Below are 26550 nucleotides of genomic sequence, written 5' to 3'. Positions count from 1 at the left end.
CCTCGCCACGGCTTTATTCCTCGCCGCGGTCGAGCGCAGCCTATGACCTTGAAGCCTCGGCATTGTTTAACCCTGATTGAAATATTTCTGCCTGTCGAGATGAACATCCGGGCATCCATACCAACTAAGGTGAACCACCGCCGCCGTTGGATCGCAGGCGGCGGTCAACAAGTGAATCACAGGAGAAGTGAATGAACAGCCTATTTTCGCGTGCTGCCGTTGCCGGTCTGCTGATGGGGGCGTCAATGTTCGCCAGTGCCGCAGACCTCAAGAGCCAGGAGCCGCCCAAGGAGGCCAAGGTCTTCATCGTTTCCCCCGCCGATGGCGCCACGGTCGACAAGACCTTCACCGTCAAGTTCGGCATCCAGGGCATGGAGCTCAAGCCTGCGGGTGACCATACCCCGCACACCGGGCACCACCACCTGCTGGTGGATGTGGACAAGGAACCCGTGGCCGACATGCCACTGCCAACCAGCCTGATGCCACAGGCCGGCACCGCACTGCCGGACGGCCCGCAAGTGCTGCACTTCGGCAAGGCACAAACCGAAACCAGCATTACCCTGACCCCGGGCAAGCACACCCTGCAACTGGTGCTGGGTGACCAGTTCCACGTGCCGTTCAAGCCAAGCGTGGTGTCGCAGAAGATTACCGTCGAGGTGAAGTAGGGGTTGGTCTTTTCGCGGGCTTGCCCGCTCCCACAGGTCACCACTGGTTTCAAGGCTTGTGTGGCCCGGTGGGAGCGGGCAAGCCCGCGAAGCAGGCGACACCGATGTCACAGGCAAACAAAAGGGAGGCCACCAGGGCCTCCCTTTTTCATGCCGCCAGCGCGCTTAGAACAGTACGCGGGAACGGATGGTGCCCTTGACCTGTTGCAGCTTCTCTTGCGCCAGGTCCGAGTACTCGGCGTCAACGTCGATCACCACGTAGCCGACCTTCTCGTTGGTCTGCAGGAACTGGCCGGAGATGTTGATGCCGTTCTCGGCAAAGACGTTGTTGATCTCGCTGAGCACGCCCGGGATGTTTTCGTGGATGTGCAGCAGGCGGTGCTTGCCTGGGTGCGCCGGCAGGGCCACTTCCGGGAAGTTGACCGAGGATACCGAGGTACCGTTGTCGCTGTACTTGACCAGCTTCTCGGCCACTTCCAGGCCGATGTTGGCCTGGGCTTCGGCAGTGGAACCACCGATGTGCGGGGTCAGGATGACGTTGTCCAGGCCACGCAGCGGGCTTTCGAACTCTTCGTCGTTGGAGCGCGGCTCTACCGGGAACACGTCGATGGCAGCGCCGATCAGGTGCTTGTCGCGGATCGCAGCGGCCAGGTGGTCCAGTTCGACCACGGTGCCACGGGCGGCGTTGATCAGGATCGAGCCCTTTTTCATCGCACGGATTTCCTTCTCGCCGATCATCCACTGGGTGGACGGCAGTTCAGGCACGTGCAGCGAGACGATGTCGGCCAGGCCCAGCAGTTCGTGCAGGCTGGTTACCTGCACCGCGTTGCCCAGCGGCAGCTTGGTCAGCGGGTCGAAGAAGTACACCTGCATGCCCAGGCTTTCGGCCAGTACCGACAGTTGCGTGCCGATCGAGCCATAGCCGACGATGCCCAGCTTCTTGCCGCGGATCTCGAACGAGTTGGCCGCGCTCTTGATCCAGCCGCCACGGTGGCAGGAAGCGTTCTTCTCCGGGATACCGCGCAGCAGCAGGATGGCCTCGGCCAGTACCAGCTCGGCCACCGAACGGGTGTTGGAGTACGGCGCGTTGAACACGGCGATACCGCGCTCGCGGGCGGCGTCCAGGTCAACTTGGTTGGTGCCGATGCAGAAGCAGCCAACGGCGACCAGTTTCTTGGCGCAGTCGAAGATCTCTTCGGTCAGCTGGGTGCGCGAACGGATGCCGATGAAATGGGCGTCGGCGATCTTTTCCTTCAGCTCGGCTTCCGGCAGCGAACCAGTGAGGTATTCGATGTTGGTGTAGCCGGCGGCCTTGAGAGTATCGACCGCGTTCTGGTGCACACCTTCAAGAAGAAGGAACCGGATCTTGCTCTTGTCGAGAGAAGTCTTGCTCATCTGCGTAAACCTGTATCCCGGAGAAAAAATGGCGAGGGGTGATGCCAGGCGCCAGGGCTGCCTTAGCATGAACAGCGGGAGGGCTATGCTAGCATACGCGACACAATCTGAGCTTATCCCGACAGGTGAAGAGTGCTCAGGGTGACTATGAATAAGTCGAGAGTTCCAGCGATGACTCACCCCGCTGTTATTGAAGAACTGATGACCCTTGTCGACCCTGGCAAGGTCCTGACCGACGCGGCTTCCCTGGAGGCCTACGGCAAGGACTGGACCAAGCACTACCCGCCGGCGCCCAGCGCCATCGTGTTCCCCCGGACGGTGGAGCAGGTGCAGGCGATCGTGCGCTGGGCCAATACGCACAAGGTCGCGCTGGTGCCGTCTGGCGGGCGTACCGGGCTTTCCGCCGGTGCCGTGGCGGCCAACGGCGAAGTGGTGGTCGCGTTCGACTATATGAACCGCATTCTCGACTTCAATGCCTTCGACCGTACCGTGGTCTGCCAGCCGGGGGTGATTACCCGTCAGTTGCAGAATTACGCCGAAGAGCAGGGCCTGTATTACCCGGTGGACTTCGCTTCCAGCGGTTCCAGCCAGATTGGCGGCAACATCGGCACCAATGCCGGCGGGATCAAGGTGATTCGCTATGGCATGACCCGCAATTGGGTCGCCGGGCTGAAAGTGGTTACCGGCAAAGGCGAACTGCTGGAGCTGAACAAGGGCCTGATCAAGAACGCCACCGGCTACGACCTGCGTCAGCTGTTCATCGGCGCCGAAGGCACGCTGGGCTTCGTGGTCGAGGCGACCATGCGTCTGGACCGCGCCCCGCGCAACCTCACCGCGATGGTACTGGGCACCCCGGACTTCGCCTCGATCATGCCGGTGCTGCACGCCTTTCAGGGCAAGCTGGACCTGACCGCCTTCGAGTTCTTTTCAGACAAAGGCCTGGCCAGGATCCTCGCCCGCGGCGACGTGCCGGCGCCGTTCGAGACCGACTGCCCGTTCTATGCGCTGCTGGAGTTCGAGGCCAGCACCGAAGAGGTGGCCAACCAAGCCCTGGCCACCTTCGAGCATTGCGTCGAGCAGGGTTGGGTGCTGGACGGGGTGATGAGCCAGAGCGAGACCCAGCTGAAGAACCTGTGGAAACTGCGCGAGTACTTGTCGGAAACCATTTCGCACTGGACCCCGTACAAGAACGATATCTCGGTCACCGTATCGAAAGTGCCGGCTTTCTTGCAGGACATCGACGCCATCGTCGCCGAACATTACCCGGATTACGAAGTGGTGTGGTACGGCCACATCGGTGACGGCAACCTGCACCTGAACATTCTCAAGCCCGAACATTTGAGCAAGGACGAGTTCTTCGCCTCCTGCACCAGGGTCAACAAGTGGGTGTTCGAGATCGTCGAGCGCTACAACGGCTCGATCTCCGCCGAGCATGGTGTGGGCATGACCAAGCGCGACTACCTGGGCTACAGCCGCTCAGCGGAAGAAATCGTCTGCATGAAAGCAATAAAGGCGGTCTTCGACCCTAACGGCATCATGAATCCGGGTAAGATCTTCGCACCGGAATAAAAAGCAGTATTCAGAGGAGTCGGCCATGAGTTACCAGCACCAGTACGTAGACGGCACGCGCATTCACTTCCCGCTGGGCAAGGTGGTGTGCATCGGCCGTAACTATGCCGAACATGCCAAGGAACTGGACAACCCCATCCCCAGCGAACCGCTGCTGTTCATCAAGCCAGGCAGTTGCGTGGTGCCGGCCGAGGGCGGCTTCAAGATCCCGACCGAGCGCGGCTCGGTGCACTATGAGGCCGAAATTGCGGTGCTGCTGGGCAAGCCGCTGTCGGCGCACCCGACCGAGGAAGAGGTGCTGGATGCTATTTCCGGTTTTGCCCCTGCGCTGGACCTGACCTTGCGCGACGTGCAGGCCAGGCTGAAGGAGAAGGGCCTGCCGTGGGAGCTGGCCAAGTGTTTCGATGGCGCTTGCGTGCTGCCACCGTTCGTGTCGGCCGCCAGCTTCGAGGACCTGGCCGACATCCCGGTGCGCCTGACCGTCAACGGCGAAGTGCGCCAGGACGGCAACAGCGCGCTGATGCTCAACCCGATCGTGCCGATGATTCAGTACATGGCTGCGCATTTTTCGCTGCAGGCCGGTGATGTGATTCTCACCGGCACCCCGGCGGGCGTCGGGCCGTTCAGTGTCGGTGACGAACTGGTGCTGGAGCTGCCGGGTGTGAGCCGCTTCGAGAGCCGGGTGCTCTGACTCGAAACCGCGTCGCCTTCTTCGCGGGTGAACCCGCGAAGAGGCCGGCCCCGTTTACCGATTTTTCACACCTCATCCGGATAATGCGCGAACCTACGCCCATTTCCCCAGGACCCCCCGCATGCCATCTCCCTCCAGCGCTCCGGCAACTCCCAAGCGTCGTTTCTTCCTGCGCTGGCCCTTCGGCCTGGCCGTGGCAGCGGTGATCGGTTATGGCGTGGCCGTCGCCATGCACTGGGATGATCGCGGCGCGCTCTGGGTCAAGGAAAGCTTCGAAAGCACCGCCGAACGCAGCGAAAGCGTGTGGCTGCCGAACTACCAGGTCGACATCGATGCCAAGCCGCTGCCGGGCATGGACGACGACGAAGCCTCGGATGTGGCCTTCAACCCGCGTACCCGCACGCTGTTTGCGGTCATGGGCAAGAACCCGTTTCTGGTCGAACTGAGCCTGGAAGGCGATGTACTGCGGCAGATTCCACTCAACGGCTGGAACAACCCGGAAGGCGTCGCCGTGCTGGAAGACGGCTACCTGGCGATCACCGACGAGCGCCTGCATGACCTGACCGTGGTCAAGGTGGACGCGCAGACCACCGCCCTGAACCATGACGACTTCCAGAGCCACGACCTGGGCCCGTCGGTAAAGAGCAACAAGGGTTTCGAAGCGGTGGCCTGGGACCCGCTGCGCCAGCGCCTGGTCATCGGCGAGGAGCGTCCGCCCAAGCTGTATACCTGGAATACCGATGGCCGCAGCCCGCTCACGGGCGACAAGCAACCCTTGCCCAGCGATGAGCTGGACCTGCGCAACCTCTCGGCCTTGAGCGTCGACCCGCGCACCGGCCACCTGCTGGTGCTGTCGGCCGATTCGAACATGCTGCTGGAGCTGGACGAGCAGGGCCAGCAGGTCAGCTTCATGACCTTGCTGGGTGGTTTCAACGGCCTGCAAGACACCATCCCGCGGGCCGAAGGGGTGGCCATGGACGACCAGGGCAACCTGTACATGGTCAGTGAACCGGCGCTTTTCTATCGCTTCAGAAAGAACTGACCGCAACATCCGACTTTTCGGATGCTGGCATTAAGCTTTACTTCAGTTGTTCATGGTTAGATTCGCCACCCCCAAGTCGAGTCTGCCCTCATGCGCCGTTTTCTTCGCCTGTCTCTTGTATTGGCTGTCATCGGACTGCTCCTGCTCGGTTGGGCCGGCCAGGAGTTTCGTCTGTTCGAGCGCGGCTGGTTCAACCTCAAGGCGTGGTGGCAACCTGCCGAGCAGAGCATCGGCCTGGACCGCTATCAAGTGGTGCTGGAGGCGCAGCCGGTCGAAGGGCTGGATGACGACCTGTCGGCGCTGACCTACGACCCTGATCGCAAGACGCTGTTCAGCGTCACCAACGCCCGCTCGGAGCTGATCGAACTGTCGCTGGACGGTCGCATCCTGCGCCGGGTGCCGCTGACCGGTTTCGGCGATCCGGAAGCCGTGGAGTACATCGGGCCGAACAGCTACGTGATCACCGATGAGCGCCAGCAGCGGCTGATTCGCGTGCGCCTGGACGACGACACGCTGTTTCTCGATGCCGGTGACGCCGAGCAGCTCAGCCTGGGCATTGGCCTGAACGGCAACAAGGGGTTCGAAGGCCTGGCCTACGATTCGGCAGGCAAGCGCCTGTTCGTGGCCAAGGAACGTGACCCGATGCTGATCTACGAAGTGCATGGTTTTCCCCATGACAACCCGGAGAAGCCGTACGCCGTGCATGTAGTGCAGGATCGCAAGCGCGATTCCCGGCTGTTTGTGCGCGACCTGTCGAGCTTGCAGTTCGACGAGCGCAGCGGGCATCTGCTGGCGCTGTCGGACGAGTCGCGGCTGGTGCTGGAACTGGATGTGCAAGGGCAGCCGCTGAGCACCTTGTCGCTGCGCAAGGGCTTTCAGGGGTTGCAGGCGACGGTGCCGCAGGCGGAGGGGATCGCGATGGACGAGGCGGGGACCATTTACCTGGTGAGTGAGCCGAACCTGTTCTATGTGTTCAAGCAGCCGCACACTGATGGCCAGTGAGGGCCGTTCGCGGGCTTGCCCGCTCCCACAGCTGTGAATATCCCTGTGGGAGCGGGCATGCCCGCGAAGAAGTTTACTCGGCCTTCAGGCTTTTCACGCCCTCGGCGGTACCCAGCAGCAGCAAGTCGGCCGGGCGCGCCGCGAACAGGCCGTTGGTCACCACGCCGACGATGGCGTTGATCTGAGCTTCCAGCGCTACCGGGTTGGTGATCTGCAGGTTGTGCACATCGAGAATCACGTTACCGTTGTCGGTCACCACGCCCTCACGATATACCGGGTCGCCGCCCAGCTTGACCAGCTGGCGCGCCACGTGGCTGCGGGCCATCGGGATCACTTCGACCGGCAGCGGGAAGGCGCCCAGCACCGGTACCAGCTTGCTGGCGTCGGCAATGCAGATGAAGGTCTTGGCTACCGCCGCAACGATCTTCTCGCGGGTCAGGGCCGCGCCGCCGCCCTTGATCAGGTTCAGGTGCGCGTCGCTCTCGTCGGCGCCGTCCACGTAGAACTCCAGCTCGCTGACGCTGTTCAGCTCGTAGACCGGGATGCCATGGCCCTTCAGACGCTGGGCGGTGGCTTCGGAGCTGGCGACGGCGCCGTCGAAGGCGGTCTTGTGCTGAGCCAGGGCGTCGATGAAGAAATTGGCGGTCGAACCGGTACCGACGCCGACAACACTCTTTTCATCCAGCTTGGGCACGATGAAGTCGACAGCGGCCTGGGCGACGGCCTGTTTGAGTTGGTCCTGGGTCATGCGGGCTCCGAGAGGGGCAGGGCGGGTTTGAAAAGGAGCCTAGTATAACGGCTCGGGCGGCTTTGCTGTGGTCGCCCGACGTAGCGCTGGGGTAGACTCCCAGCCCTTGTCCCGCGGCCCAGTGATGCTTTCCCGATGCTCGAACAGTACGTCAAGAAGATCCTCACCTCGCGCGTCTATGACGTTGCCGTCGAAACCCCATTGCAGAGCGCCGGGCAACTGAGCAAGCGCCTGGGCAACCAGATTCTGCTCAAGCGCGAAGACCTGCAGCCGGTGTTCTCGTTCAAGATCCGCGGGGCGTACAACAAGCTGGCCCAGCTGAGCCCGGAAGAACTGGCGCGTGGCGTGGTCACCGCCTCGGCCGGCAACCACGCCCAGGGCCTGGCCCTGGCCGCCCGCGAGATGGGCATCAAGGCCACCATCGTGATGCCCAAGACCACGCCGGAGATCAAGGTCGAAGGTGTGCGTTCGCGCGGCGGCAAGGTGGTGCTGCATGGCGACTCGTTCCCCGAGGCGCTGGCCTATTCGCTGAAGCTGGTCGATGAAAAGGGCTTCGTCTACGTCCACCCTTACGATGACCCGCACACCATCGCCGGGCAGGGCACGGTGGCCATGGAAATCCTGCGCCAGCACCCGGGGCAACTGGACGCGATCTTCGTGCCCGTGGGCGGCGGCGGGCTGATCGCCGGCATTGCGGCCTACGTGAAATACCTGCGCCCGGAAATCAAGGTGATCGGCGTCGAGCCGGACGACTCCAACTGCCTGCAAGCGGCCATGGCGGCGGGCGAGCGCGTGGTGCTGCCACAGGTCGGGTTGTTCGCCGATGGCGTTGCGGTGGCGCAGATCGGCCAGCATACCTTCGATATCTGCCGTCATCATGTGGACGAAGTGGTCACGGTAAGCACCGATGAGATTTGCGCTGCGATCAAGGATATCTACGACGATACCCGCTCGATCACCGAACCTGCCGGCGCACTGGGCGTGGCCGGCATCAAGAAGTATGTCGAGCTGTACGGTGTGTCCGGCCAGACGCTGGTGGCCATCGATTCCGGCGCCAACGTCAACTTCGACCGCCTGCGCCATGTGGCCGAGCGTGCCGAGCTGGGTGAGAAGCGCGAAGCGATCATCGCCGTGACCATCCCCGAGCGCCCGGGCAGCTTCAAGGCTTTCTGCGAGGCGATCGGCAAGCGCCAGATCACCGAGTTCAACTACCGCAAGCACACCTCCGATGAGGCACATATCTTCGTCGGCGTGCAGACCCACCCGGAAAACGACCCGCGGGCGGCGCTGGTGCAACACCTGACCGAACAGGGCTTCCCGGTTACCGACCTGACCGACAACGAGCTGGCCAAGCTGCATATTCGCCACATGGTCGGTGGCCACTCGGCCGGCGCCAGTGACGAGATGGTGCTGCGCTTCGAATTCCCCGAGCGCCCGGGGGCGCTGTTCAACTTCCTCAACAAGCTGGGCGGGCGCTGGAACATCTCGATGTTCCATTACCGTAACCACGGCGCGGCCGACGGGCGCGTGGTGGCCGGGCTGCAAGTGCCGGAGGACGAGCGCCACCTGGTGCCGGCGGCGCTGGCGAAGATTGGTTACCCGTACTGGGACGAGACCGAGAACCCGGCCTACAAGCTGTTCCTGGGCTGAGCGGCTAAGCTGGGGCTGAAGGCCCTTTCGCGGGCTTGCCCGCTCCCACAGGTACTGCGCAGGCTTCAGGGCCTGTGATATCCCTGTGGGAGCGGGCAAGCCCGCGAAGAAGCCTGCACAAAATGGCCTGCTCAAGGACACCCGAGACATGGAACACCTGACCGCCCTCAAAACCCTGCACATCGTTGCCACCATACTCCTGCTGCTGGGCGCCCTGGGCCTGGCGATCTGGACCGTGCGCGCCCGCCGACAGGGCGATACCGAGGCCTACGCCAAGCTGCTGCGCCGGCCGCTGCTGTTCGTCTGGCTGGTGATGGGCCTGTGCCTGGCAAGCATGCCGTTCACCGGCTGGTGGCTGGTGCACCTGGTGGGCTGGCCGCTGGGGCAGACCTGGGTGTTGGCGTCCAGTGTCCTCTATACGCTGGGTGCATTCGCCCTGTGGTGGCTGTTGGTGCGGCTGAACCGGCTGCGCAAGGCCGAAGTGGCAGGGCTGCGCTTTACCTTGGCGCTGGCGGTGTTCAGTGGGGTTTGCCTGCTGTCGATTGCCGGGCTGATGGGCGCCAAGCCTGTCTGACAGTGCGGCAGAAAATACGGAGTTTTCACGCCGCTGCACATAAGCTTGGCGGGCGCGTTGCTGCGCTCGCAAGCTTTGTGGAACAATGCGGTGACATGCGTTTGCGAGGTTGCTGCCGTGATCGACCCGGATGGTTTTCGCCCCAATGTCGGGATCATTCTCACGAATGATGCCGGGCAGGTGCTATGGGCTCGACGGATCAACCAGGATGCCTGGCAGTTTCCCCAGGGTGGCATCAACCCTGACGAGACGCCGGAAGATGCCCTGTACCGCGAGCTGAACGAAGAAGTTGGCCTTGAACGCGATGATGTGGAAATTCTTGCCTGCACCCGTGGCTGGTTGCGTTATCGTTTACCCCAGCGACTGGTGCGTACCCACAGCCAGCCGCTGTGCATCGGCCAGAAACAGAAATGGTTCCTGCTGCGCCTGGTGAGCAACGAGCAACGGGTGCGGATGGACCTGACCGGCAAGCCGGAGTTCGACGGCTGGCGCTGGGTCAGCTACTGGTACCCGCTGGGCCAGGTTGTGACATTCAAGCGCGAGGTCTACCGACGCGCCCTGAAAGAGCTAGCACCGCGTCTGCTGACGCGCGACTGACGACGGAGTTCGACCCCGAGCCATGCTCAATACGCTGCGCAAGATCGTCCAGGAAGTAAACTCCGCCAAAGATCTCAAGTCGGCGTTGGGGATCATTGTCTTGCGCGTCAAGGAGGCCATGGGCAGCCAGGTCTGCTCGGTCTACCTGCTCGACCCGGAAACCAACCGCTTCGTGCTGATGGCTAGCGAAGGCCTGAACAAGCGCTCCATCGGCAAGGTCAGCATGGCCCCCAACGAAGGCCTGGTCGGCCTGGTCGGTACCCGGGAAGAGCCGCTGAACCTGGAAAACGCCGCCGACCACCCGCGTTACCGCTATTTCGCCGAAACCGGCGAAGAAAAATTCGCCTCCTTCCTCGGTGCACCGATCATCCACCACCGCCGTGTGGTCGGCGTATTGGTCATCCAGCAGAAGGAGCGCCGTCAGTTCGACGAAGGCGAAGAAGCCTTCCTGGTCACCATGAGCGCGCAACTCGCCGGGGTTATCGCCCACGCCGAGGCGACCGGCTCGATCCGCGGCCTGGGCCGCCAGGGCAAGGGCATTCAGGAAGCGCGCTTCGTCGGCGTACCGGGCTCGCCAGGCGCCGCCGTGGGGCGCGCGGTGGTGATGCTGCCGCCGGCCGACCTGGAAGTGGTGCCGGACAAGGCCGTCGATGACATCGACGCCGAACTGAAGCTGTTCCAGAACGCCCTCGAAGGCGTGCGCGACGACATGCGCAAGCTGTCGGCCAAGCTCGCCACCCAGCTGCGCCCGGAAGAGCGTGCGCTGTTCGATGTGTACCTGATGATGCTCGAAGACGCGGCCCTGGGCGGTGAGGTGACCGAAGTCATCAAGACCGGCCAGTGGGCCCAGGGCGCCTTGCGCCAGGTGGTGGGCGAGCATGTCAACCGCTTCGAGCTGATGGACGATGATTACCTGCGCGAACGCGCCTCCGACGTCAAGGACCTTGGCCGGCGCTTGCTGGCCTACCTGCAGGAAGCCCGTTCGCAGTCGCTGGTGTATGCCGACAACACCATCCTGGTCAGTGAAGAGCTGACCCCGGCCATGCTCGGTGAAGTGCCCGAAGGCAAGCTGGTCGGCCTGGTATCGGTACTGGGCTCGGGCAACTCCCACGTTGCCATCCTGGCCCGCGCCATGGGTATTCCCACGGTGATGGGCCTGGTCGACCTGCCGTATTCCAAGGTCGATGGCATCGAGATGATCGTCGACGGCTACAAGGGCGAAGTGTTCACCAACCCCAGCGAAGTGCTGCGCAAGCAGTACAGCGACGTGGTCGAGGAAGAACGCCAGCTGGCCCAGGGCCTGGATGCCCTGCGCGAACTGCCGTGCGTGACCCCGGACGGCCATCGCATGCCGCTGTGGGTCAACACTGGCCTGCTTGCCGATGTGGCCCGTGCGCAGCAGCGCGGTGCCGAAGGGGTCGGGCTGTACCGCACCGAAGTGCCGTTCATGATCAATCAGCGCTTCCCCAGCGAGAAAGAGCAACTGGCCATCTACCGCGAACAGCTGGCGGCCTTCCACCCGTTGCCGGTGACCATGCGCACCCTCGACATCGGTGGCGACAAGTCGCTGTCGTATTTCCCGATCAAGGAAGAAAACCCGTTCCTCGGCTGGCGCGGCATCCGCGTCACCCTCGACCACCCGGAAATCTTCCTGGTGCAGACCCGTGCCATGCTCAAGGCCAGCGAGGGCCTGAACAACCTGCGCATCCTGCTGCCGATGATTTCCGGTATCCATGAACTGGAAGAAGCGCTGCACCTGATCCACCGCGCCTGGGGCGAGGTGCGTGACGAAGGCACCGATGTGCCGATGCCGCCGGTGGGCGTGATGGTGGAAATTCCTGCTGCGGTGTACCAGACCAAGGAGCTGGCGCGGCAGGTGGACTTCCTCTCGGTCGGCTCCAACGACCTGACCCAGTACCTGCTGGCGGTGGACCGCAACAACCCGCGCGTCGCCGATCTGTACGACTACCTGCACCCGGCCGTGCTGCAGGCGCTGAACACCGTGGTGCGCGACGCCCATGGCGAAGGCAAGCCGGTGAGCATCTGCGGCGAGATGGCCGGTGACCCGGCGGCGGCGATCCTGTTGATGGCGATGGGCTTCGACAGCCTGTCGATGAACGCCACCAACCTGCCGAAGGTGAAGTGGATGCTGCGCCAGGTGAACCTGAGCAAGGCCAGGGAGCTGCTGGTCGAGGCCTTGAGCCATGACAACCCGCAGGTTATCCACAGCTCGCTGCAGCTGGCCCTGAAGAACCTTGGCCTGGCGCGGATGATCGGGCCTGGGGCCAATAAAACCCTGTGAATGCGGGGTGGCCTGTGCCGGCCTCTTCGCGGGCTTGCCCGCTCCCACAGGTACTCCACAGGCCTTAGGTCTTGTGAGATACCTGTGGGAGCCGGCAAGCCCGCGAAGAAGCCAGCACAGGCAACATCAAGTGATCAGATCGAAAGCTCTACTTCCCCCAAATGCCCGCCAAAGGGCCCGAAACTGCGCTCAACCAGCCGCCTTCTACCCTGGTCATCAACAATCAGCACCGTACTCGCCCGGGTCCCATAGTTCTGGCTGGCAATGAACACGCTCGACAGCAACTTCTCGGTCGCCACCCCAACGCCCGTCTCGGGTAGATCACCATCAGCCGCCGGCTCGTTATCCGCCAGCAACTCCAGCAACCGCTGCGGCTCCGGCGTTTCCAGCAACCCCTCCAACCCACTGCGCGCCTTCACCAGCTTCGGCCACGGCGTATCCAGCCCGGCATTGGACAGCCCGTAAACCCCGACTCGCAACAGGCGCGGCGCCGCCTCGCGGGCGTGCAGGTAACCCAGCTGATGCCCGTCACCCACCAGCAGGTTGAACCCCGAATACTGCCCGCTGCGGCTGGCCACCTGATCCAGATAGGCCTCGACCCCCAGCTCCCCGTGCAGATACGCCGCCACCAGTTCGCCACGCGAGCGCGGCCCCAGCGCCTGCGCCGGGTCACGGATATTGGTCAGCGCCGCGAAGCGCCCCTGCGGGCCCACACCCAGCCAGGTGCCGCCGGCCTCCAGGTCACGCCCCGCATACACGCCGGGTGCATCCGCCCAGGCCGCCAGGGCCTGGGTCGGGCGGGCATAGAACTCGTCGCGGTTGGCCGCCACGATCAGCGGCAGGGCATGCCCCGGCCGCCAGGCGAATACGATCAGGCACATCGGTCGAGCCTCGGTGTTTTTTGCCACTGTACCCACAGCGGCAAGGCTGATCCATCCTGACACAGAGTTCACTAGAGCCCCGAGCCCGGCTTCCGTTACCATGCCGGATTGTTTTCTCGGGGATGACGAATGGAATTCGTGCTCTATCTGCTGTTGGGTGCCTGCGCCGGCGTGCTGGCCGGGCTGTTCGGCGTGGGCGGCGGTATCATCATCGTGCCGGTGCTGGTGTTCAGCTTCACCTTGCAGGGCTTCGATGCCTCGGTACTGACTCACCTGGCAGTCGGCACCTCGCTGGCCACCATCGTCTTCACCTCGATCAATGCCGTGCTGGAGCACCAGCGCAAGGGCGCGGTGCAGTGGCCGATCTTCATCTGGATGACCGTTGGCATCCTCATCGGCGCCGGTATCGGTGCCAAGACCGCCTCTTTGATCCAGGGCCCGCTGCTGCAGAAGATCATCGGCGTGTTCGCCCTGGTCATCGCCGCCCAGATGGCGCTCGACCTCAAGCCCAAGGCCAGCCGCGGCATCCCCGGCAAACCCGCGTTGATCGGTGCCGGCGGGGTGATTGGCTGGGCTTCGGCCATTTTCGGTATCGGCGGCGGTTCGCTGACCGTGCCGTTCCTGACCTGGCGCAGCCTGCCCATGCAGCAGGCGGTAGCCACATCTTCGGCCTGCGGCTTGCCGATTGCCCTGGCCAGTGCACTGAGCTTCATGCTGCTGGGCTGGCACGAGCAGCACCTGCCGGCCCACAGCCTGGGTTACGTGTACCTGCCGGCGCTGCTCGGCATCGCCGTGACCAGCATGTTTTTCGCCCGCTTCGGCGCGCGCCTGGCGCACAAGCTGTCGCCACGTTTGTTGAAACGCCTGTTCGCAGCCTTGCTGTTCTGTGTCGGCCTCAGCTTTTTGATTTGAATCGAGAGGAAGTTCCATGCTGCCTTACCCGCAGATTGACCCCGTGGCGCTGGCCATCGGGCCGCTGAAAATCCATTGGTATGGCCTGATGTACCTGGTCGGCATCGGCGGTGCCTGGCTGCTGGCCTCGCGCCGGCTGAACCGCTTCGACCCCACCTGGACGCGGGAAAAGCTCTCCGACCTGGTGTTCTGGCTGTCGATGGGCGTGATCGTCGGTGGCCGCCTGGGCTACGTGCTGTTCTACGACCTGCATGCCTACCTGGCCAACCCGGCGCTGATCTTCGAGGTGTGGAAGGGCGGCATGTCGTTCCACGGCGGTTTCATCGGGGTAATGCTGGCGGCCTTGTGGTTCGGCAAGCGCAACAACAAGTCGTTCTTCGAACTGATGGACTTCGTCGCGCCGCTGGTACCGATCGGCCTGGGCGCCGGGCGCATCGGTAACTTCATCAACGCCGAGCTGTGGGGCAAGGCTACCGATGTGCCTTGGGCGATGGTCTTCCCGCCGTTCAGCGACCCGGCACAGCTGCCGCGTCACCCGTCGCAGCTGTACCAATTCGCGCTGGAAGGTGTGGCATTATTCGTCATTCTCTGGCTGTACTCGCGCAAGCCGCGCCCGACCATGGCCGTTTCCGGCATGTTCGCGCTGTTCTACGGCATTTTCCGCTTTATCGTGGAATTCGTGCGCGTACCCGACGCCCAGCTCGGCTACATAGCCTTCGGCTGGTTGACCATGGGTCAGTTGCTGTGCGTGCCGATGATCGTTGGCGGCATATTCCTGATCTGGTGGGCCTACAACCGTAAACCGACGGCCAAGGCCGCCGTCTGATTTCCACGGCAGGGGCGATCCCCCTGCCGTTCTCGTTACAGGTAAGCCATGAAACAGTATTTAGACCTGGTCCGCGACGTCATCGACAACGGCACGCTGCAAGGCAACCGCACCGGTATCCGCACCATCAGCCTGCCCGGCGCCATGCTGCGTTTCGACCTGCAGAAGGGCTTTCCGGCCATTACCACGCGCAAGCTGGCGTTCAAGTCGGCGATTGGCGAGATGGTCGGTTTCCTGCGTGGGGTGAAGAACGCGGGCGAGTTCCGCGAGCTGGGCTGCAAGGTCTGGGACCAGAACGCCAACGAAAACGCCCAGTGGCTGGCCAACCCGTTCCGCCAGGGCCATGACGACCTCGGCGAGATCTACGGCGTGCAATGGCGCCAATGGCCGGGCTACAAGCGCATCCCGCTGAGCAACCCGGCGGCCATCGAAATGGCCGAAAAGGCGGGCTTCCGCCGCATCGCCCAGGACGAGGAGGACGGCGTTGCCTTCGTCATCCTGTACAAGGCCATCGACCAGGTGCGCCAGTGCCTGGACACCATCGCCAACGACCCGGGCAGCCGCCGTATCCTGTTCCATGGCTGGAACTGCGCGCAGCTGGACGAAATGGCCCTGCCGCCGTGCCACCTGCTTTATCAGTTCCACCCGAATGTAGAGACCAGGGAAATTTCCCTGACCCTGTACATCCGCTCCAACGATTTGGGGCTGGGGACGCCGTTCAACCTTACCGAAGGCGCGGCGCTGCTGTCGCTGTTCGGCCGCCTGACCGGTTATACGCCGCGCTGGTTCACTTACTTCATCGGCGATGCCCATGTGTATGAAAACCACCTGGACATGCTCAACGAGCAGCTCAAGCGCGAGCCGCTGGCAGCGCCGAAGCTGGTGATCAGCGACCGCGTGCCGGCATTTGCCGAAACGGGCAAGTACGAGCCGGAGTGGCTGGAGAAGATCGAGCCGAGTGATTTCTGGCTGGAAGGCTATGAGCACCATGCGCCGATGACGGCGCCGATGGCGGTCTGAAAGATCTTTACTGCCTGAACTGGCCTCTTCGCGGGTAAACCCGCTCCCACAGGGACCGCACAAAGCTCAGGCCTGCGCAGTATCTGTGGGAGCGGGTTCACCCGCGAAGCTTTTGGCTCAATGCCCGTGACTCCGCCCCACATGCGAATGCTCGGTATCCGGCACCGATACCGCCCCATTTGTTTCCAGTTGCTGCAATATCGCGCATTCCGACCCCTGCGCGTTGCAGCGTCGGCGCAGCTCCACCAGTTGCTCCTGCAATGCCACCAAGCCATCGATCCGCGCCTGCACGTGCTCGATATGCTCGTCGATCAACGCATTGACGCTGCCGCAGGAATCATCCGGGCTGTCGCGCAGGCGTAGCAGGCTGCGGATTTCGTCCAGGGTCATGTCCAGGGTCCGGCAGTTGCGGATGAAGGTCAGCCGCTCGACATGGGCCTGGGTGTACAGCCGGTAGTTGCCGTCGCTACGTGCCGGCTCCGGCAGGAGCTGTTCACGCTCGTAGTAGCGGATGGTTTCCACGGCGCAGTCAGTGGCTTTGGCCAGTTCTCCGATCTTCATCAGCAAATCTCCAGCAATACGCTTGACCCTATAGTGGCTACAGGGTGTTCACTTGGCAACAGGCTCAAATTAAGGATGACCCCATGAACCAGCCTGTCAGCCATGAACACAAGCACGATCACGCCCACAGTTGCTGTGGCAGCGCCGCTGCGCCTGCCTTGGTGCAGCTGAGCGAGAAAGCCAGCAGCCATGCCCGGTTCAGCCGTTTCCGCATCGAGGCCATGGACTGCCCGACCGAACAGACCCTGATCCAGGACAAGCTGGGCAAGCTGGCCGGTATCGAGCAGCTGGAGTTCAACCTGATCAACCGCGTGCTTGGCGTGCGCCACACCCTGGACGACACCGCCGAAATCGAACGGGCTATCGACAGCCTGGGCATGAAAGCCGAGCCGCTTGGTGCCGAAGACGACGGTCCCGCCAGCGCACCGCAAGCCGCCAAGACCCGTTGGTGGCCGCTGGCGCTGTCTGCGGTTGCCGCGATCGCTGCTGAAATCGTGCACTTTGCCGCGCTGGCCCCACAGTGGGTGGTAGCGGCGCTGGCGTTGGCGGCCATTCTCGGTTGTGGCCTGGGTACCTACAAGAAGGGCTGGATCGCCCTGAAAAACCGCAACCTCAACATCAACGCGCTGATGAGCATTGCCGTGACCGGCGCGGTGTTGATCGGGCAGTGGCCGGAAGCGGCCATGGTGATGGTGCTGTTCACCGTCGCCGAGCTGATCGAGGCCCGTTCGCTGGACCGCGCGCGCAATGCCATCGGCGGCCTGATGCAACTGACCCCGGACATGGCCACCGTGCGCCAGGCCGACGGCCAATGGCGCGAAGTGGAGGTGCGCGAGGTGGCTATCGGTGCGCTGGTGCGGGTCCGCCCCGGCGAGCGCATCGGCCTCGACGGTGAAGTGACCAGTGGGCAATCCAGCGTCGATCAGGCGCCGATCACCGGTGAAAGCCTGCCGGTGGAGAAGGCCGTGGGCGACAAGCTGTTCGCCGGCACCATCAACCAGGCCGGGGCGCTGGAGTTTCGCGTGACTGCCGCTGCCGGGCAATCGACCCTGGCGCGGATCATCAAGGCTGTGGAAGAAGCGCAAGGCGCGCGGGCGCCGACCCAGCGGTTCGTCGACCGCTTCTCGCGGGTCTACACGCCGGTGGTGTTCGCCATCGCCCTGGCCTTGGCGGTGATTCCGCCGCTGTTCATGACCGGCGCCTGGTTCGACTGGGTCTATCGCGCCCTGGTGCTGCTGGTGGTGGCCTGCCCTTGCGCCCTGGTGATCTCGACCCCGGTGACCATCGTCAGCGGCCTGGCCGCGGCCGCGCGCAAGGGCATCCTGATCAAGGGGGGCGTGTATCTGGAAGGTGGTCGCCAGCTGGACTGCCTCGCTCTCGACAAGACCGGCACGATCACCCACGGCAAGCCGGTGCAGACCGACGCCAAGGTTCTCGAGCCGCTGTTCGAAGGCCGCGCACAAGCGTTGGCTGCCAGCCTGGGCGAGCGTTCGGACCACCCGGTTTCCCATGCCATTGCCCAGTTCGGCAAGCAACAAGGCCTGGCCTTGAGCGAAGTCGAAGACTTTGCCGCCCTGGCTGGCCGAGGCGTGCGTGGCCGCATCGACGGCGAGCTCTATCACCTGGGCAACCACCGCCTGGTCGAGGAACTGGGGCTGTGTTCGCCTGAGCTGGAGGCGCAGCTGGATGCGCTGGAGCGCCAGGGCAAGACCGTGGTGCTATTGCTCGACCGCTCTGGCCCGCTGGCGCTGTTCGCTGTGGCCGATACGGTGAAGGAAAGCAGCCGCCAGGCCATTGCCGAGCTGCACGAGTTGGGTATCAAGACGGTCATGCTGACCGGGGACAATCCCCATACCGCCCAGGCCATCGCGGCGTTGGTGGGTATCGACCGCGCCGAAGGCAACCTGCTGCCTGCCGACAAGCTCGCCAGCATCGAGGCCCTGTATGCCCAGGGCCATCGGGTGGGCATGGTCGGTGACGGGATCAACGATGCGCCGGCGTTGGCGCGTGCCGAGATCGGCTTTGCCATGGCCGCGGCCGGTACCGACACCGCGATCGAGACTGCCGATGTGGCGCTGATGGACGACGACTTGCGGAAAATCCCGGCGTTCGTCAGGCTGTCGCGCCAAAGTGCGGCGATCCTCATGCAGAACATCGTTCTGGCGTTGGGCATCAAGGCGATATTCCTGGCGATCACCTTTGCCGGCATGGCCACCATGTGGATGGCGGTGTTCGCCGACATGGGCGTGAGCCTGCTGGTGGTGTTCAACGGCCTGCGCCTTTTGCGCAAATAGAGGACCTATGCTGAGTTCGGAGCTGAAAGCCTTCTACATGGTGGCCCGCCTGGGCAGCATTACCCTGGCGGCGAAGAAGCTCGGGCTCAGCCAGCCCACGGTGACCACCCAGATTCGTAACCTGGAAGCCCAGTATGCGGTAGAGCTGTTCTACCGCGGCGGGCGGCGCCTGGTGCTGAGCGAGGAGGGCGTGCGCCTGCTGCCGATGGTCAAGGCGCTGCTGCAGCAGGAGGCTGACATCGAATTCGAGCTGCGCAACAGCGGCCAGGCCCAGGGCAGCCTGCGCATCGCCGCCACTGCGCCTTACTACATCCTCGACCTGGTGAAGATTTATCGCGAACGCCTGCCGCAGGTCGAGGTGGCGGTGGAGATCGGCAACTCGCAGCAGGTGCTGGAAATGCTCGAGGACTACCGGGTGGATATCGCCGCCTCGTCGCAACTGGTGGAAGACGCCCGGCTGGTACGGCGCGTACTGGGGAGCGACCCGTTGGTGGTGGCGGTGCACCGCAACCACCCGTTGGCCCATCGCCAGGCGGTATCGATCGAGGTGGTGGCCGGGCATTGCCTGCTGATGCGCGAGCGGGGTTCGACCACGCGCCAGTTGACCGAGCAGATGATGCAGGCAGCCGGGGTGAAGGCTGGCGCGTTGCTGGAGATTGGCAGCCGCGAGTCGATCCGCGAGGCGGTGTTGCGCAATATCGGCATCAGCGTGATTGCCCGCCATGAAGTGCCGCACAACCCCGAATTGCGGGTGCTGGCGCTGGACGATGCGCCGGTGATGCATGAGTACCTGTATTGCCTGAAGGAGCGGCGCCAGGCCAGGTTGCCGGCGGCGTTCCTGGGGGTGGCACAGGAAGTGGCCGGGTCCCAGTTCTAGACCTGGGGTGGCTTCTTCGCGGGCTTGCCCGCTCCCACAGGGATTGCGCCGCATCTGAAGGCTGTGCGGTTCCTGTGGGAGCGGGTTTACCCGCGAAGAGGCCCGCACAGGCCATTACAAAATCTGCCTATACCACTATCACCCGCTTTTGCCCTACAGCCACAGAACCTTCGCACAGCCTTCCTAGCATGGCCCCCATCTCTTCGATGAGGCCCTGCCATGAACCACACCACCCCCGGCGCACCGCTAAAAGTGCGCAACATCCACAAGCGCTTCGGTGCCTTCACCGCGCTCAACGATGTCTCGCTGGACATCGCCGCCGGTGAACTGGTGTGCCTGCTCGGCCCGTCCGGCTGCGGCAAGACCACGCTGCTGCGCTGCATCGCCGGCCTGGAACGCCAGGACCGTGGCACGCTGTACATCGGCGGGCGCGATATCTCCGAGCTGCCGCCGCAGGCCCGTGACTACGGCATCCTGTTCCAGTCCTACGCGCTGTTCCCGAACCTCACCGTCGAAGCCAACATCGCCTACGGCCTGACCGGCAGCGGCCGTGACCAGGCCCGCCAGCGGGTGGCCGAAATGCTCGGCCTGGTAGGCCTTGCTGGCAGCGAGAAGAAATACCCCGGCCAGCTTTCCGGCGGCCAGCAGCAGCGTGTGGCCCTGGCCCGCGCGCTGGCCCCGGCGCCGTCGCTGCTGCTGCTCGACGAGCCGATGTCGGCGCTGGACGCCCGGGTGCGCGAGCACCTGTGCACCGAGCTGCGCCAGTTGCAGCGCCAGCTGGGTATCACCACGCTGATGGTCACCCACAACCAGGACGAGGCCATGCTGATGGCCGACCGCATCGCGGTGATGAACAATGGCCAGGTCGAGCAGTACGCCACCCCGCAGGAAATCTACGACCAGCCGGCCACGCCGTTCGTTGCCGAGTTCGTTGGCCAGGGCAACTGGCTGCCGTTCCAGCGCAGCAGCGACAGCCACGCCCAGGTGGGGGCCATGAGCATGCGCCTGGCACCGGGCGCGGCGCGGGCCAGCAGTGGCCGGTTGTTCTGCCGCCCGGAGGCGATCACGGTCAACCCGCCGGTGCATGAAGAAAACCTGTTCCCGGCGATGGTCCGCGAAATCACCTTCCTCGGTAACCGCTGCCGCATGAGTTTCGAGCTCAAGGCCCTGCCAGGCCATGCACTGCTGGCGGAGGTGGCGCCCGAGGCCATGCCGCGCCTGGGCTCACCCGAGATCTGGGTGGCACTGCCGCCGCAGAGCCTGCAGGTGTTTGCCTGAGATGGCCGCGCCAATCTCCCTGCCGCTGGGCCAGGCGAAAGCCGCGCCGCGTGCTGGCGTCGCCCTGGGCGACCGGTTGTTCGTCACTGGCGGCAAGAGCCTGCTGCTGGCCCTGCTGTTGCTGGCGGTACTGATGCCGCTGCTGGCGATCTTCTGGCGCGGGCTCAGCGCCGACGCGGGCCAGGGTGGCGGCCTGCTGGCGGCCCGCGAACTGTTCGCCAGCGCCAACTTCCGCTGGCTGTTGGGCAACAGCCTGTCGGTGGCCTTCAGCGTGGCGGCCATTGTCGTGCCGCTGGCCTATCTGTTCGCTTATGCCCTGCAGCGCACGCTGATTCCTGCCAAGGGCCTGTGGCGGGGGATTTCACTGTTGCCGCTGCTGGCACCGTCGATGCTGCCGGCCATCGCTCTGGTCTACCTGTTTGGCAATCAGGGGCTGCTGCGAGGCTTGCTCAGCGACAACATCTACGGTTTTTGGGGCATCGTCCTGGGCGAGGCCATCTACACCTTCCCGCATGCGCTGATGATCCTGCTGTCGGCGTTGTCGCTGGCCGACGCCCGCCTGTTCGACGCTGCGTCGAGCATGGGCGCCGGCCCGTACCGGGCCTTCGTCAGCATTACCTGGCCGGCCACGCGCCAGGCGGTGTTCGCGGCGTTCTGCCTGGTATTCACCTTGACCATCACCGATTTCGGGGTGCCGGTGGTGGTGGGTGGCGATTATCAGGTGCTGGCGCTGGAAGCCTACAAGGCGGTGGTGGGCCAGCAGCAGTTTGGCCGAGGCGCGTTGATCGGCATGGTGCTGTTGCTGCCTGCGCTGTTCAGCTTCAGCGTCGACGCCTGGTTGCGCCGACGCCAGGGCGACGCCATGAGCGGCCGTGCCCAGGTGTTCGCGCCGCAGCCCTCGCGCGGCCGCGATGCCTGCTTTCTGGCCATCGTGCTGCTGGTGTGCGCGGCGTTGCTGCTGGTGATCGGCATGGCGGTGTATTCCTCGCTGGTCACCTTCTGGCCCTACAACCTGTCGTTGTCGTTGCGCCACTACCTGTTCGAAGACACCGCCGGTGGCGGCTGGCTGGCCTACCGCAACAGCGTGACCATGGCCATCGGCACCGCGCTGGTCGGCAGCATGGTGATCTTCACCGGTGCCTACCTGATGGAGAAGACCCAAAGCCAGCGCCTGCTCAACCAGGTGTTGCGCCTGCTCAGTTTCATCCCCATGGCGGTGCCGGGCCTGGTGCTGGGCCTGGGTTACGTTTTCTTCTTCAACCTGAACGGTAACCCGCTGCATGTGTTCTACGGCGGCATGGGGCTACTGGTGATATGCACCATCGCCCACTACCTGACCACCGCGCAGATGACCGCGACCACCGCCCTGCGCCAGCTCGATGGCGAGTTCGAGGCCGCCGCGTTGTCGCTGAAGATGCCGCTGTACAGGCACTTCCTGCGGGTGACCGTGCCGATCTGCCTGCCGGCGCTGCTCGACATCATCCGCTACCTGTTCGTCTCGGCGATGACCACCGTTTCGGCAGCGATCTTCCTGTACAGCCCCGACACCATTCTGGCTGCCGTGGCCGTGCTGAACATGGACGATGCCGGCAACGTCGGCGGTGCCGCCGCCATGTCCACCTTGATTCTGCTGACCAGTGCCGGCGCTTCACTGCTGCTGGCCGCAGCCTCACGCGGCCTGTTGCGCCGCTCCCAAGCCTGGCGCCAACGCGCCGCGACCGTCTGACCTGTAAGGACCTACCCATGTACAAGCACCTTGCACTTGCCGCTGCCGTTTCTGCCGTGTTCAGCCTGCAGGCTTCGGCCGCTGCCACCCAGCTGACGGTCTACACCGCCCTGGAGGCCGAGCAGCTGAAAAGCTACAAGCAGGCCTTCGAGAAGGCCTACCCGGATATCGAGATCAAGTGGGTGCGTGACTCCACCGGCATCATCACCGCCAAGCTGCTGGCCGAGAAAGACCGCCCGCAGGCCGACGCGGTGTGGGGCCTGGCTGCGTCGAGCCTGGCCATCCTCGACCAGAACGGCATGCTCGAAGCCTATGCGCCGAAGGACCTGGGCAAGATCGCCGGCAACTACCGTGACGCGGCCAACCCGCCCGCCTGGGTCGGTATGGACGTGTGGGCCGCGACCATCTGCTTCAATACCATCGAGGCCGAGAAGCAGGGCCTGAGCAAGCCGCTGAGCTGGCAGGACCTGACCAAACCCGAGTACAAGGGCAAGATCGTCATGCCTAACCCGGCCTCGTCCGGTACCGGCTTCCTCGACGTCAGCGCCTGGTTGCAGACCTTTGGCGAGCCGCAAGGCTGGGCGTACATGGATGCGCTGCACCAGAACATCGGCCAGTACGTTCATTCCGGCTCCAAACCCTGCAAGCTGGCGGCGGCGGGCGAGTTCCCGATCGGTATTTCGTTCGAGTACCCGGCCGTGCAGCTCAAGCGCCAGGGTGCGCCGCTGGACATCGTGCTGCCGAAGGAAGGCCTGGGTTGGGAGATCGAGGCCACGGCCGTGATCAAGGGCTCACCCAAGGCGGATGCGGCCAGGCGCCTGGCGGATTTCTCGGCCAGCCCGGCGGCCATGGAGCTGTACAAGGAAAACTTCGCCGTGCTGGCCGCACCGGGTATTGCCAAGCCGCAGACCGAGTTGCCGGCCGATTATGAGCAGCGGCTGATCAAGAACGACTTTGCCTGGGCCTCGAAGAACCGCGACCAGATTCTGGCCGAGTGGCGCAAGCGCTATGACGGCAAGTCGGAGAAAGTGGCCCAGCAGTAAGCTGCGCAGGCCTCTTCGCGGGCGCGCCCGCTCCCACAAGAATGGTGCACATCTCTAGGAGTGAGACACCTGTGGGAGCGGGCATACCCGCGAAGAGGCCGGCCCTGCCAGCTCAAATCTGCGAAACCAGCGCCTCCAGCTGCTCCTGCCGCTCAGCCTGATTCAGCTTCGCCCCAGAATTAAGCGTGGACCACTGCGGGTGCGCCCGCGCCTTCACCAGAGCCTCCGGCAACCTGCCCTCGCGCCAGGCTTTCTCATCCAGCTCACCCAGCCTGACACGGTCCTGCGCCGCATGCCCACGGCGCTCCAGTGCCACCATCAACTGCTGCTGACGCAACGCCAGCAAGCGCAACACCGTGTCGTCCACGGTCAGCTCGCGCTTGCCCTTGAGCTTGCCGATCAACCGCGAACCATAGTTGCGCGCCGTTTGCAGCGCGCCGCCGGCTATCGCCCCGGCCAGGGCTGCAGCGCCCAGGGTCAGGCCGCCGACCAGCAAATCGACCCCGGCACCGGCCGCAGCGCCGGCCGCCACCCCACTGCCCACACGCACGCCCAGCAGTTTCAACGTCTCGGGGTTGAACAGATCATCGCCCCAGCGCCCGTCCAGCAAAGGCAGGTCGCTGGCATGCGCGTCCTCGCGGCGGAACCCATACAGCTTGAGCAACGCCTCGACGCAGCGCTGCTCGCGCTGGCGTACCTCTTGGCGCAACGCCTCGACCGCGCGGGCTTCGGCAGCCGGTTCGGCTTCGACGCTGCGCCGGCAGGCGGCGCAGTCCAGCAGCAATTCGGCAATCAGGCGTTTGCCGCTGTTGCGGCGGGCCAGGCGCTGTGCCTGCTGGTCGTCGACCAGCCGCTGCAGGGCCGGGCGGGCGTCTTCCAGCAGCAGCGCCAGGCTTTCGTACAAACGGCGCTCGCCGTCCTCGGGCGGGGCCACGCTGTCGAACCGCACCAGCGCGTGAAGCCCAAGCCGGGCAAGGGCTTCACGCCATTGCGGCTCGCGGTGCTGATGGCTGGCGACGAAGTTGAGCACCGGTAGCAGCGGCTTGCCGCAGCTGGCCAGCACTTCCAGTTCGTCGCGGTACTTGGCCAGCACCGGCTCGCGGGCATCGATCACATACAGGCCGGCATTGCTCGCCAGCAGCTGGCGCAGCACCTTGGCCTCCTGCTCGAAACGCTGGCGCGCCTCGCTGCCCTGCAAAAAACGTTCGAGACGCGCCGGGCCGTCCAGGCGCTCGCCCGGGCGCTCCAGGCGTTCGAGGTAGTCGAGCAGGGCAATCGCGTCCTCAAGGCCTGGGGTGTCGTACAGCTCCAGCAAGGGTTCGCCGTCCACCGACAGCCGTGCACCCTCAACATGGCGGGTGGTGCTGGGGCGGTGCGACACCTCGCCAAAGCCGACGTCGCGGGTCAGGGTGCGCAGCAGCGAGGTCTTGCCGACGTTGGTGTGGCCGACCACGGCCAGTTTCAGCGGCTCAGTCATGGCCATGCTCCAGCCAGGTCAGCGGTGAGGTATCGGCATGCGGCAGGCCCAGGCGGTCGAGGGCTTCGTGCCAGTCACCGAGGCGCTGGGCATCGAGGGCCTCGCCGGGGGCGGCCTGCAGCAGCCAGACACGGGTTGCGCCGGCATTGCGGGCCAGTTCGGCGAGCAGCGCCAGGCTGCCGCGATCGGGCGAGCGGCGTGGGTCGCAGGCGATGGCCAGGCGTGCCGGTGGGAAGCGGCTGAGCTGTTCCAGCAGGCGGTTGCGCGATTCGCGGCTGTCGAGCACGCCGGCGTCGGTCACGCTTTGCGGCAGGGCGGGTGGCCAGGGGCGCTGGTCATCCAGCTCCAGGCCGACCAGCAGGGCACCGCCGCTGCCGCTTTCCAGCTGGCCCGCGGCGAACTGCGGCAAGGCTTCGGGCGCGGCGTCCTGCACACCGATGCGTTCGCTGCGTGGCATCAACGCTTCCCGCAGCTGTGCGTAGCCGGGCAGGCTCAGGTCCAGCGCCAGGCGTTCGCGGCCCTGGCGCCAGCGCCACAGGCACAGCCCGGCCAGCAGCAGACGCGGCAGCAGGCCGTACACCAGGACCACGCCAAGCAGCCAGCTGGCCCAGGCCTGGCGCGCCACATCGAGGGCCGGCAGGCTGTCGCCACTGGCACGGATCATGGCCTCGTCGGGTACGGCAAAACCCAGCAGCGAGGGCAGGGCGCCCAGGGCCTGGGTCAGGTGGATGAACGGGTCGGCGGCGAGCAGGGTGGTTTCCCAGACAAAGCCGTAGCGCCGGGTGGCCAGCAAGGCCAGCAGCATGCCCAGCGCCGTGAGCATGGCCAGCAACCAGAGGCTGTGCACCAGCAGGCCGAGCAGCCAGCGGGTCAGGCGCTGGCGTTGCAACAGCACCAGCAGCGCGGGCGCCAGGTGTGCGGCCTTGGCATCGCGGGCAAAGCGCTCGCTCAGCCATAGCCACAGGCGGCCCAGCCCGGCCCCCTGCCCGCCGCTCAGGGCAAGCCCCATGGCCCAGCCCAGCAGCGTCAGCAGGTTCAGCCCCAGCAGGCTGCCGAGTGCCCAGAACACATTCACCGCACGCAGCCCGTCGCCAAGGGCGGCAAGTGCCAGGCCGGCGCCGCTGAGCACGGCCAGCAGCAGCAACGCCAGCAGTGCCAGGCGTGCCCCCTGCTTCCAGTGCTGCAAGGCGGTGGTCATGCCGTCGCGTTCGGCCAGGAACAACGCACGGCTTTCGATGCGCGCCGCCAGGTCGCCGCCCAGTTGGCGGGCGCGGCGGTTGGCTTCCTGGTCCTCCAGGGGGCCGGCATGTTCCTCGCGCAGGCGTACCGCTTCGGTGAGCCAGCGCTTGTCCAGTGAAGTCGGTGCAGTCACAAGGTCTTCCATTTCACAGGTCAGGGCAGAAGCATAACCCACACGCCC

Annotated in this window: 23 protein-coding genes; 17 read left to right on the top strand and 6 right to left on the bottom strand. The window is 64.7% G+C overall.

Annotation, left to right across the window (positions count from 1 at the left end; all coding sequences use genetic code 11):
• Positions 1–191 precede the first annotated feature (191 nt).
• On the top strand, positions 192–665 hold the full coding sequence (locus tag C6A77_RS08375; RefSeq protein ID WP_114169027.1) for a DUF4399 domain-containing protein: 474 nt from the start codon (positions 192–194) through the stop codon (positions 663–665).
• Positions 666–830: 165 nt separating this feature from the next.
• Here the strand turns inward: C6A77_RS08375 and serA are convergent, their stop codons facing one another.
• Positions 831–2060, bottom strand: coding sequence for a phosphoglycerate dehydrogenase (gene serA, locus C6A77_RS08370; RefSeq protein WP_114169026.1), 1230 nt, complete (start codon positions 2058–2060; stop codon positions 831–833).
• A gap of 171 nt (positions 2061–2231) precedes the next feature.
• Here serA and C6A77_RS08365 point away from each other — a divergent pair, with 171 nt between their 5' ends.
• The 4 genes from C6A77_RS08365 (at position 2232) to C6A77_RS08350 (ending at position 6364) form a co-directional block, all read left to right on the top strand.
• Positions 2232–3629, top strand: a complete 1398-nt coding sequence (locus C6A77_RS08365) for an FAD-binding oxidoreductase (protein WP_114169025.1) — start codon at positions 2232–2234, stop codon at positions 3627–3629.
• A gap of 25 nt (positions 3630–3654) precedes the next feature.
• The gene (locus tag C6A77_RS08360) at positions 3655–4320 is read left to right on the top strand and encodes a fumarylacetoacetate hydrolase family protein (protein ID WP_114169024.1); all 666 of its coding nucleotides are present in this window, start codon (positions 3655–3657) and stop codon (positions 4318–4320) included.
• 121 nt (positions 4321–4441) lie between these two features.
• Positions 4442–5362: an SdiA-regulated domain-containing protein gene (locus C6A77_RS08355; RefSeq protein ID WP_114169023.1), complete on the top strand. Its 921-nt coding sequence runs from the start codon at positions 4442–4444 to the stop codon at positions 5360–5362.
• A 90-nt stretch (positions 5363–5452) separates the two neighbouring features.
• Positions 5453–6364, top strand: a complete 912-nt coding sequence (locus C6A77_RS08350) for an SdiA-regulated domain-containing protein (protein ID WP_114169022.1) — start codon at positions 5453–5455, stop codon at positions 6362–6364.
• A 73-nt stretch (positions 6365–6437) separates the two neighbouring features.
• Here the strand turns inward: C6A77_RS08350 and rpiA are convergent, their stop codons facing one another.
• A complete protein-coding gene (rpiA, locus tag C6A77_RS08345; protein WP_114169021.1) occupies positions 6438–7112 on the bottom strand; it encodes a ribose-5-phosphate isomerase RpiA in 675 nt (224 codons plus the stop codon).
• 135 nt (positions 7113–7247) lie between these two features.
• On the opposite strand from rpiA, the gene ilvA reads away from it, so the two are divergent.
• The 4 genes from ilvA (at position 7248) to ptsP (ending at position 12235) form a co-directional block, all read left to right on the top strand.
• Positions 7248–8762, top strand: coding sequence for a threonine ammonia-lyase, biosynthetic (gene ilvA / locus C6A77_RS08340; protein WP_114169020.1), 1515 nt, complete (start codon positions 7248–7250; stop codon positions 8760–8762).
• 148 nt (positions 8763–8910) lie between these two features.
• Complete coding sequence (locus C6A77_RS08335; RefSeq protein ID WP_114169019.1) at positions 8911–9336, top strand: DUF2269 family protein; 426 nt, start codon at positions 8911–8913, stop codon at positions 9334–9336.
• 117 nt (positions 9337–9453) lie between these two features.
• Positions 9454–9933 carry an RNA pyrophosphohydrolase gene (locus C6A77_RS08330; protein WP_003249017.1) on the top strand — a complete coding sequence of 160 codons (480 nt, stop codon included), beginning with the start codon at positions 9454–9456 and terminating at the stop codon, positions 9931–9933.
• A 22-nt stretch (positions 9934–9955) separates the two neighbouring features.
• Positions 9956–12235 carry a phosphoenolpyruvate--protein phosphotransferase gene (ptsP, locus tag C6A77_RS08325; protein WP_114169018.1) on the top strand — a complete coding sequence of 760 codons (2280 nt, stop codon included), beginning with the start codon at positions 9956–9958 and terminating at the stop codon, positions 12233–12235.
• A gap of 134 nt (positions 12236–12369) precedes the next feature.
• Here ptsP and C6A77_RS08320 read toward each other — a convergent pair whose 3' ends face one another.
• Complete coding sequence (locus tag C6A77_RS08320; RefSeq protein ID WP_114169017.1) at positions 12370–13116, bottom strand: NRDE family protein; 747 nt, start codon at positions 13114–13116, stop codon at positions 12370–12372.
• Positions 13117–13245: 129 nt separating this feature from the next.
• On the opposite strand from C6A77_RS08320, the gene C6A77_RS08315 reads away from it, so the two are divergent.
• Genes C6A77_RS08315 through C6A77_RS08305 form a run of 3 tightly spaced genes read left to right on the top strand, consistent with a single transcriptional unit; the run spans position 13246 to position 15874 of the window.
• Positions 13246–14028 carry a sulfite exporter TauE/SafE family protein gene (locus C6A77_RS08315; protein WP_114169016.1) on the top strand — a complete coding sequence of 261 codons (783 nt, stop codon included), beginning with the start codon at positions 13246–13248 and terminating at the stop codon, positions 14026–14028.
• 16 nt (positions 14029–14044) lie between these two features.
• Positions 14045–14854, top strand: a complete 810-nt coding sequence (lgt, locus tag C6A77_RS08310; RefSeq protein ID WP_114169015.1) for a prolipoprotein diacylglyceryl transferase — start codon at positions 14045–14047, stop codon at positions 14852–14854.
• Between the two features lie 48 nt (positions 14855–14902).
• Positions 14903–15874, top strand: a complete 972-nt coding sequence (locus tag C6A77_RS08305; RefSeq protein WP_114169014.1) for a thymidylate synthase — start codon at positions 14903–14905, stop codon at positions 15872–15874.
• A gap of 117 nt (positions 15875–15991) precedes the next feature.
• Here the strand turns inward: C6A77_RS08305 and cadR are convergent, their stop codons facing one another.
• Positions 15992–16435, bottom strand: coding sequence for a cadmium resistance transcriptional regulator CadR (gene cadR, locus C6A77_RS08300; RefSeq protein WP_114169013.1), 444 nt, complete (start codon positions 16433–16435; stop codon positions 15992–15994).
• Positions 16436–16518: 83 nt separating this feature from the next.
• On the opposite strand from cadR, the gene C6A77_RS08295 reads away from it, so the two are divergent.
• From C6A77_RS08295 to C6A77_RS08270, 5 genes are all read left to right on the top strand, one after another.
• A complete protein-coding gene (locus C6A77_RS08295; protein WP_114169012.1) occupies positions 16519–18729 on the top strand; it encodes a heavy metal translocating P-type ATPase in 2211 nt (736 codons plus the stop codon).
• Between the two features lie 7 nt (positions 18730–18736).
• Positions 18737–19606, top strand: coding sequence for a LysR family transcriptional regulator (locus tag C6A77_RS08290; RefSeq protein ID WP_114169011.1), 870 nt, complete (start codon positions 18737–18739; stop codon positions 19604–19606).
• A 219-nt stretch (positions 19607–19825) separates the two neighbouring features.
• A complete protein-coding gene (locus tag C6A77_RS08280; RefSeq protein ID WP_114169009.1) occupies positions 19826–20884 on the top strand; it encodes a putative 2-aminoethylphosphonate ABC transporter ATP-binding protein in 1059 nt (352 codons plus the stop codon).
• A gap of 1 nt (position 20885) precedes the next feature.
• On the top strand, positions 20886–22610 hold the full coding sequence (locus tag C6A77_RS08275; RefSeq protein WP_114169008.1) for a putative 2-aminoethylphosphonate ABC transporter permease subunit: 1725 nt from the start codon (positions 20886–20888) through the stop codon (positions 22608–22610).
• Between the two features lie 17 nt (positions 22611–22627).
• The gene (locus tag C6A77_RS08270; protein WP_114169007.1) at positions 22628–23653 is read left to right on the top strand and encodes a putative 2-aminoethylphosphonate ABC transporter substrate-binding protein; all 1026 of its coding nucleotides are present in this window, start codon (positions 22628–22630) and stop codon (positions 23651–23653) included.
• A 112-nt stretch (positions 23654–23765) separates the two neighbouring features.
• Here the strand turns inward: C6A77_RS08270 and C6A77_RS08265 are convergent, their stop codons facing one another.
• Together C6A77_RS08265 and C6A77_RS08260 are read right to left on the bottom strand one after the other, a co-directional pair.
• Positions 23766–25130 (bottom strand): GTPase/DUF3482 domain-containing protein, encoded by a 1365-nt coding sequence (locus tag C6A77_RS08265; RefSeq protein WP_114169006.1) that lies wholly within the window; start codon positions 25128–25130, stop codon positions 23766–23768.
• Positions 25123–26514 (bottom strand): DUF2868 domain-containing protein, encoded by a 1392-nt coding sequence (locus C6A77_RS08260; protein ID WP_114169005.1) that lies wholly within the window; start codon positions 26512–26514, stop codon positions 25123–25125. Before C6A77_RS08260 ends, C6A77_RS08265 begins: the two co-directional genes overlap by 8 nt.
• Positions 26515–26550 lie beyond the last annotated feature (36 nt).

Source organism: Pseudomonas sp. AFG_SD02_1510_Pfu_092 (assembly GCF_003331055.1).
In the GTDB taxonomy this organism is placed as follows: domain Bacteria; phylum Pseudomonadota; class Gammaproteobacteria; order Pseudomonadales; family Pseudomonadaceae; genus Aquipseudomonas.
This window is presented reverse-complemented; position numbering and strand designations above follow the sequence as displayed.

Excerpts from the sequence above, each read along its gene's own strand:
- C6A77_RS08375 (WP_114169027.1), top strand. The coding sequence starts at position 192 with ATGAACAGCCTATTTTCGCGTGCTGCCGTTGCCGGTCTGCTGATGGGG.
- serA (WP_114169026.1), bottom strand. The coding sequence starts at position 2,060 with ATGAGCAAGACTTCTCTCGACAAGAGCAAGATCCGGTTCCTTCTTCTT.
- C6A77_RS08365 (WP_114169025.1), top strand. The coding sequence starts at position 2,232 with ATGACTCACCCCGCTGTTATTGAAGAACTGATGACCCTTGTCGACCCT.
- C6A77_RS08360 (WP_114169024.1), top strand. The coding sequence starts at position 3,655 with ATGAGTTACCAGCACCAGTACGTAGACGGCACGCGCATTCACTTCCCG.
- C6A77_RS08355 (WP_114169023.1), top strand. The coding sequence starts at position 4,442 with ATGCCATCTCCCTCCAGCGCTCCGGCAACTCCCAAGCGTCGTTTCTTC.
- C6A77_RS08350 (WP_114169022.1), top strand. The coding sequence starts at position 5,453 with ATGCGCCGTTTTCTTCGCCTGTCTCTTGTATTGGCTGTCATCGGACTG.
- rpiA (WP_114169021.1), bottom strand. The coding sequence starts at position 7,112 with ATGACCCAGGACCAACTCAAACAGGCCGTCGCCCAGGCCGCTGTCGAC.
- ilvA (WP_114169020.1), top strand. The coding sequence starts at position 7,248 with ATGCTCGAACAGTACGTCAAGAAGATCCTCACCTCGCGCGTCTATGAC.
- C6A77_RS08335 (WP_114169019.1), top strand. The coding sequence starts at position 8,911 with ATGGAACACCTGACCGCCCTCAAAACCCTGCACATCGTTGCCACCATA.
- ptsP (WP_114169018.1), top strand. The coding sequence starts at position 9,956 with ATGCTCAATACGCTGCGCAAGATCGTCCAGGAAGTAAACTCCGCCAAA.
- C6A77_RS08320 (WP_114169017.1), bottom strand. The coding sequence starts at position 13,116 with ATGTGCCTGATCGTATTCGCCTGGCGGCCGGGGCATGCCCTGCCGCTG.
- C6A77_RS08315 (WP_114169016.1), top strand. The coding sequence starts at position 13,246 with ATGGAATTCGTGCTCTATCTGCTGTTGGGTGCCTGCGCCGGCGTGCTG.
- lgt (WP_114169015.1), top strand. The coding sequence starts at position 14,045 with ATGCTGCCTTACCCGCAGATTGACCCCGTGGCGCTGGCCATCGGGCCG.
- C6A77_RS08305 (WP_114169014.1), top strand. The coding sequence starts at position 14,903 with ATGAAACAGTATTTAGACCTGGTCCGCGACGTCATCGACAACGGCACG.
- cadR (WP_114169013.1), bottom strand. The coding sequence starts at position 16,435 with ATGAAGATCGGAGAACTGGCCAAAGCCACTGACTGCGCCGTGGAAACC.
- C6A77_RS08295 (WP_114169012.1), top strand. The coding sequence starts at position 16,519 with ATGAACCAGCCTGTCAGCCATGAACACAAGCACGATCACGCCCACAGT.
- C6A77_RS08290 (WP_114169011.1), top strand. The coding sequence starts at position 18,737 with ATGCTGAGTTCGGAGCTGAAAGCCTTCTACATGGTGGCCCGCCTGGGC.
- C6A77_RS08280 (WP_114169009.1), top strand. The coding sequence starts at position 19,826 with ATGAACCACACCACCCCCGGCGCACCGCTAAAAGTGCGCAACATCCAC.
- C6A77_RS08275 (WP_114169008.1), top strand. The coding sequence starts at position 20,886 with ATGGCCGCGCCAATCTCCCTGCCGCTGGGCCAGGCGAAAGCCGCGCCG.
- C6A77_RS08270 (WP_114169007.1), top strand. The coding sequence starts at position 22,628 with ATGTACAAGCACCTTGCACTTGCCGCTGCCGTTTCTGCCGTGTTCAGC.
- C6A77_RS08265 (WP_114169006.1), bottom strand. The coding sequence starts at position 25,130 with ATGACTGAGCCGCTGAAACTGGCCGTGGTCGGCCACACCAACGTCGGC.
- C6A77_RS08260 (WP_114169005.1), bottom strand. The coding sequence starts at position 26,514 with ATGGAAGACCTTGTGACTGCACCGACTTCACTGGACAAGCGCTGGCTC.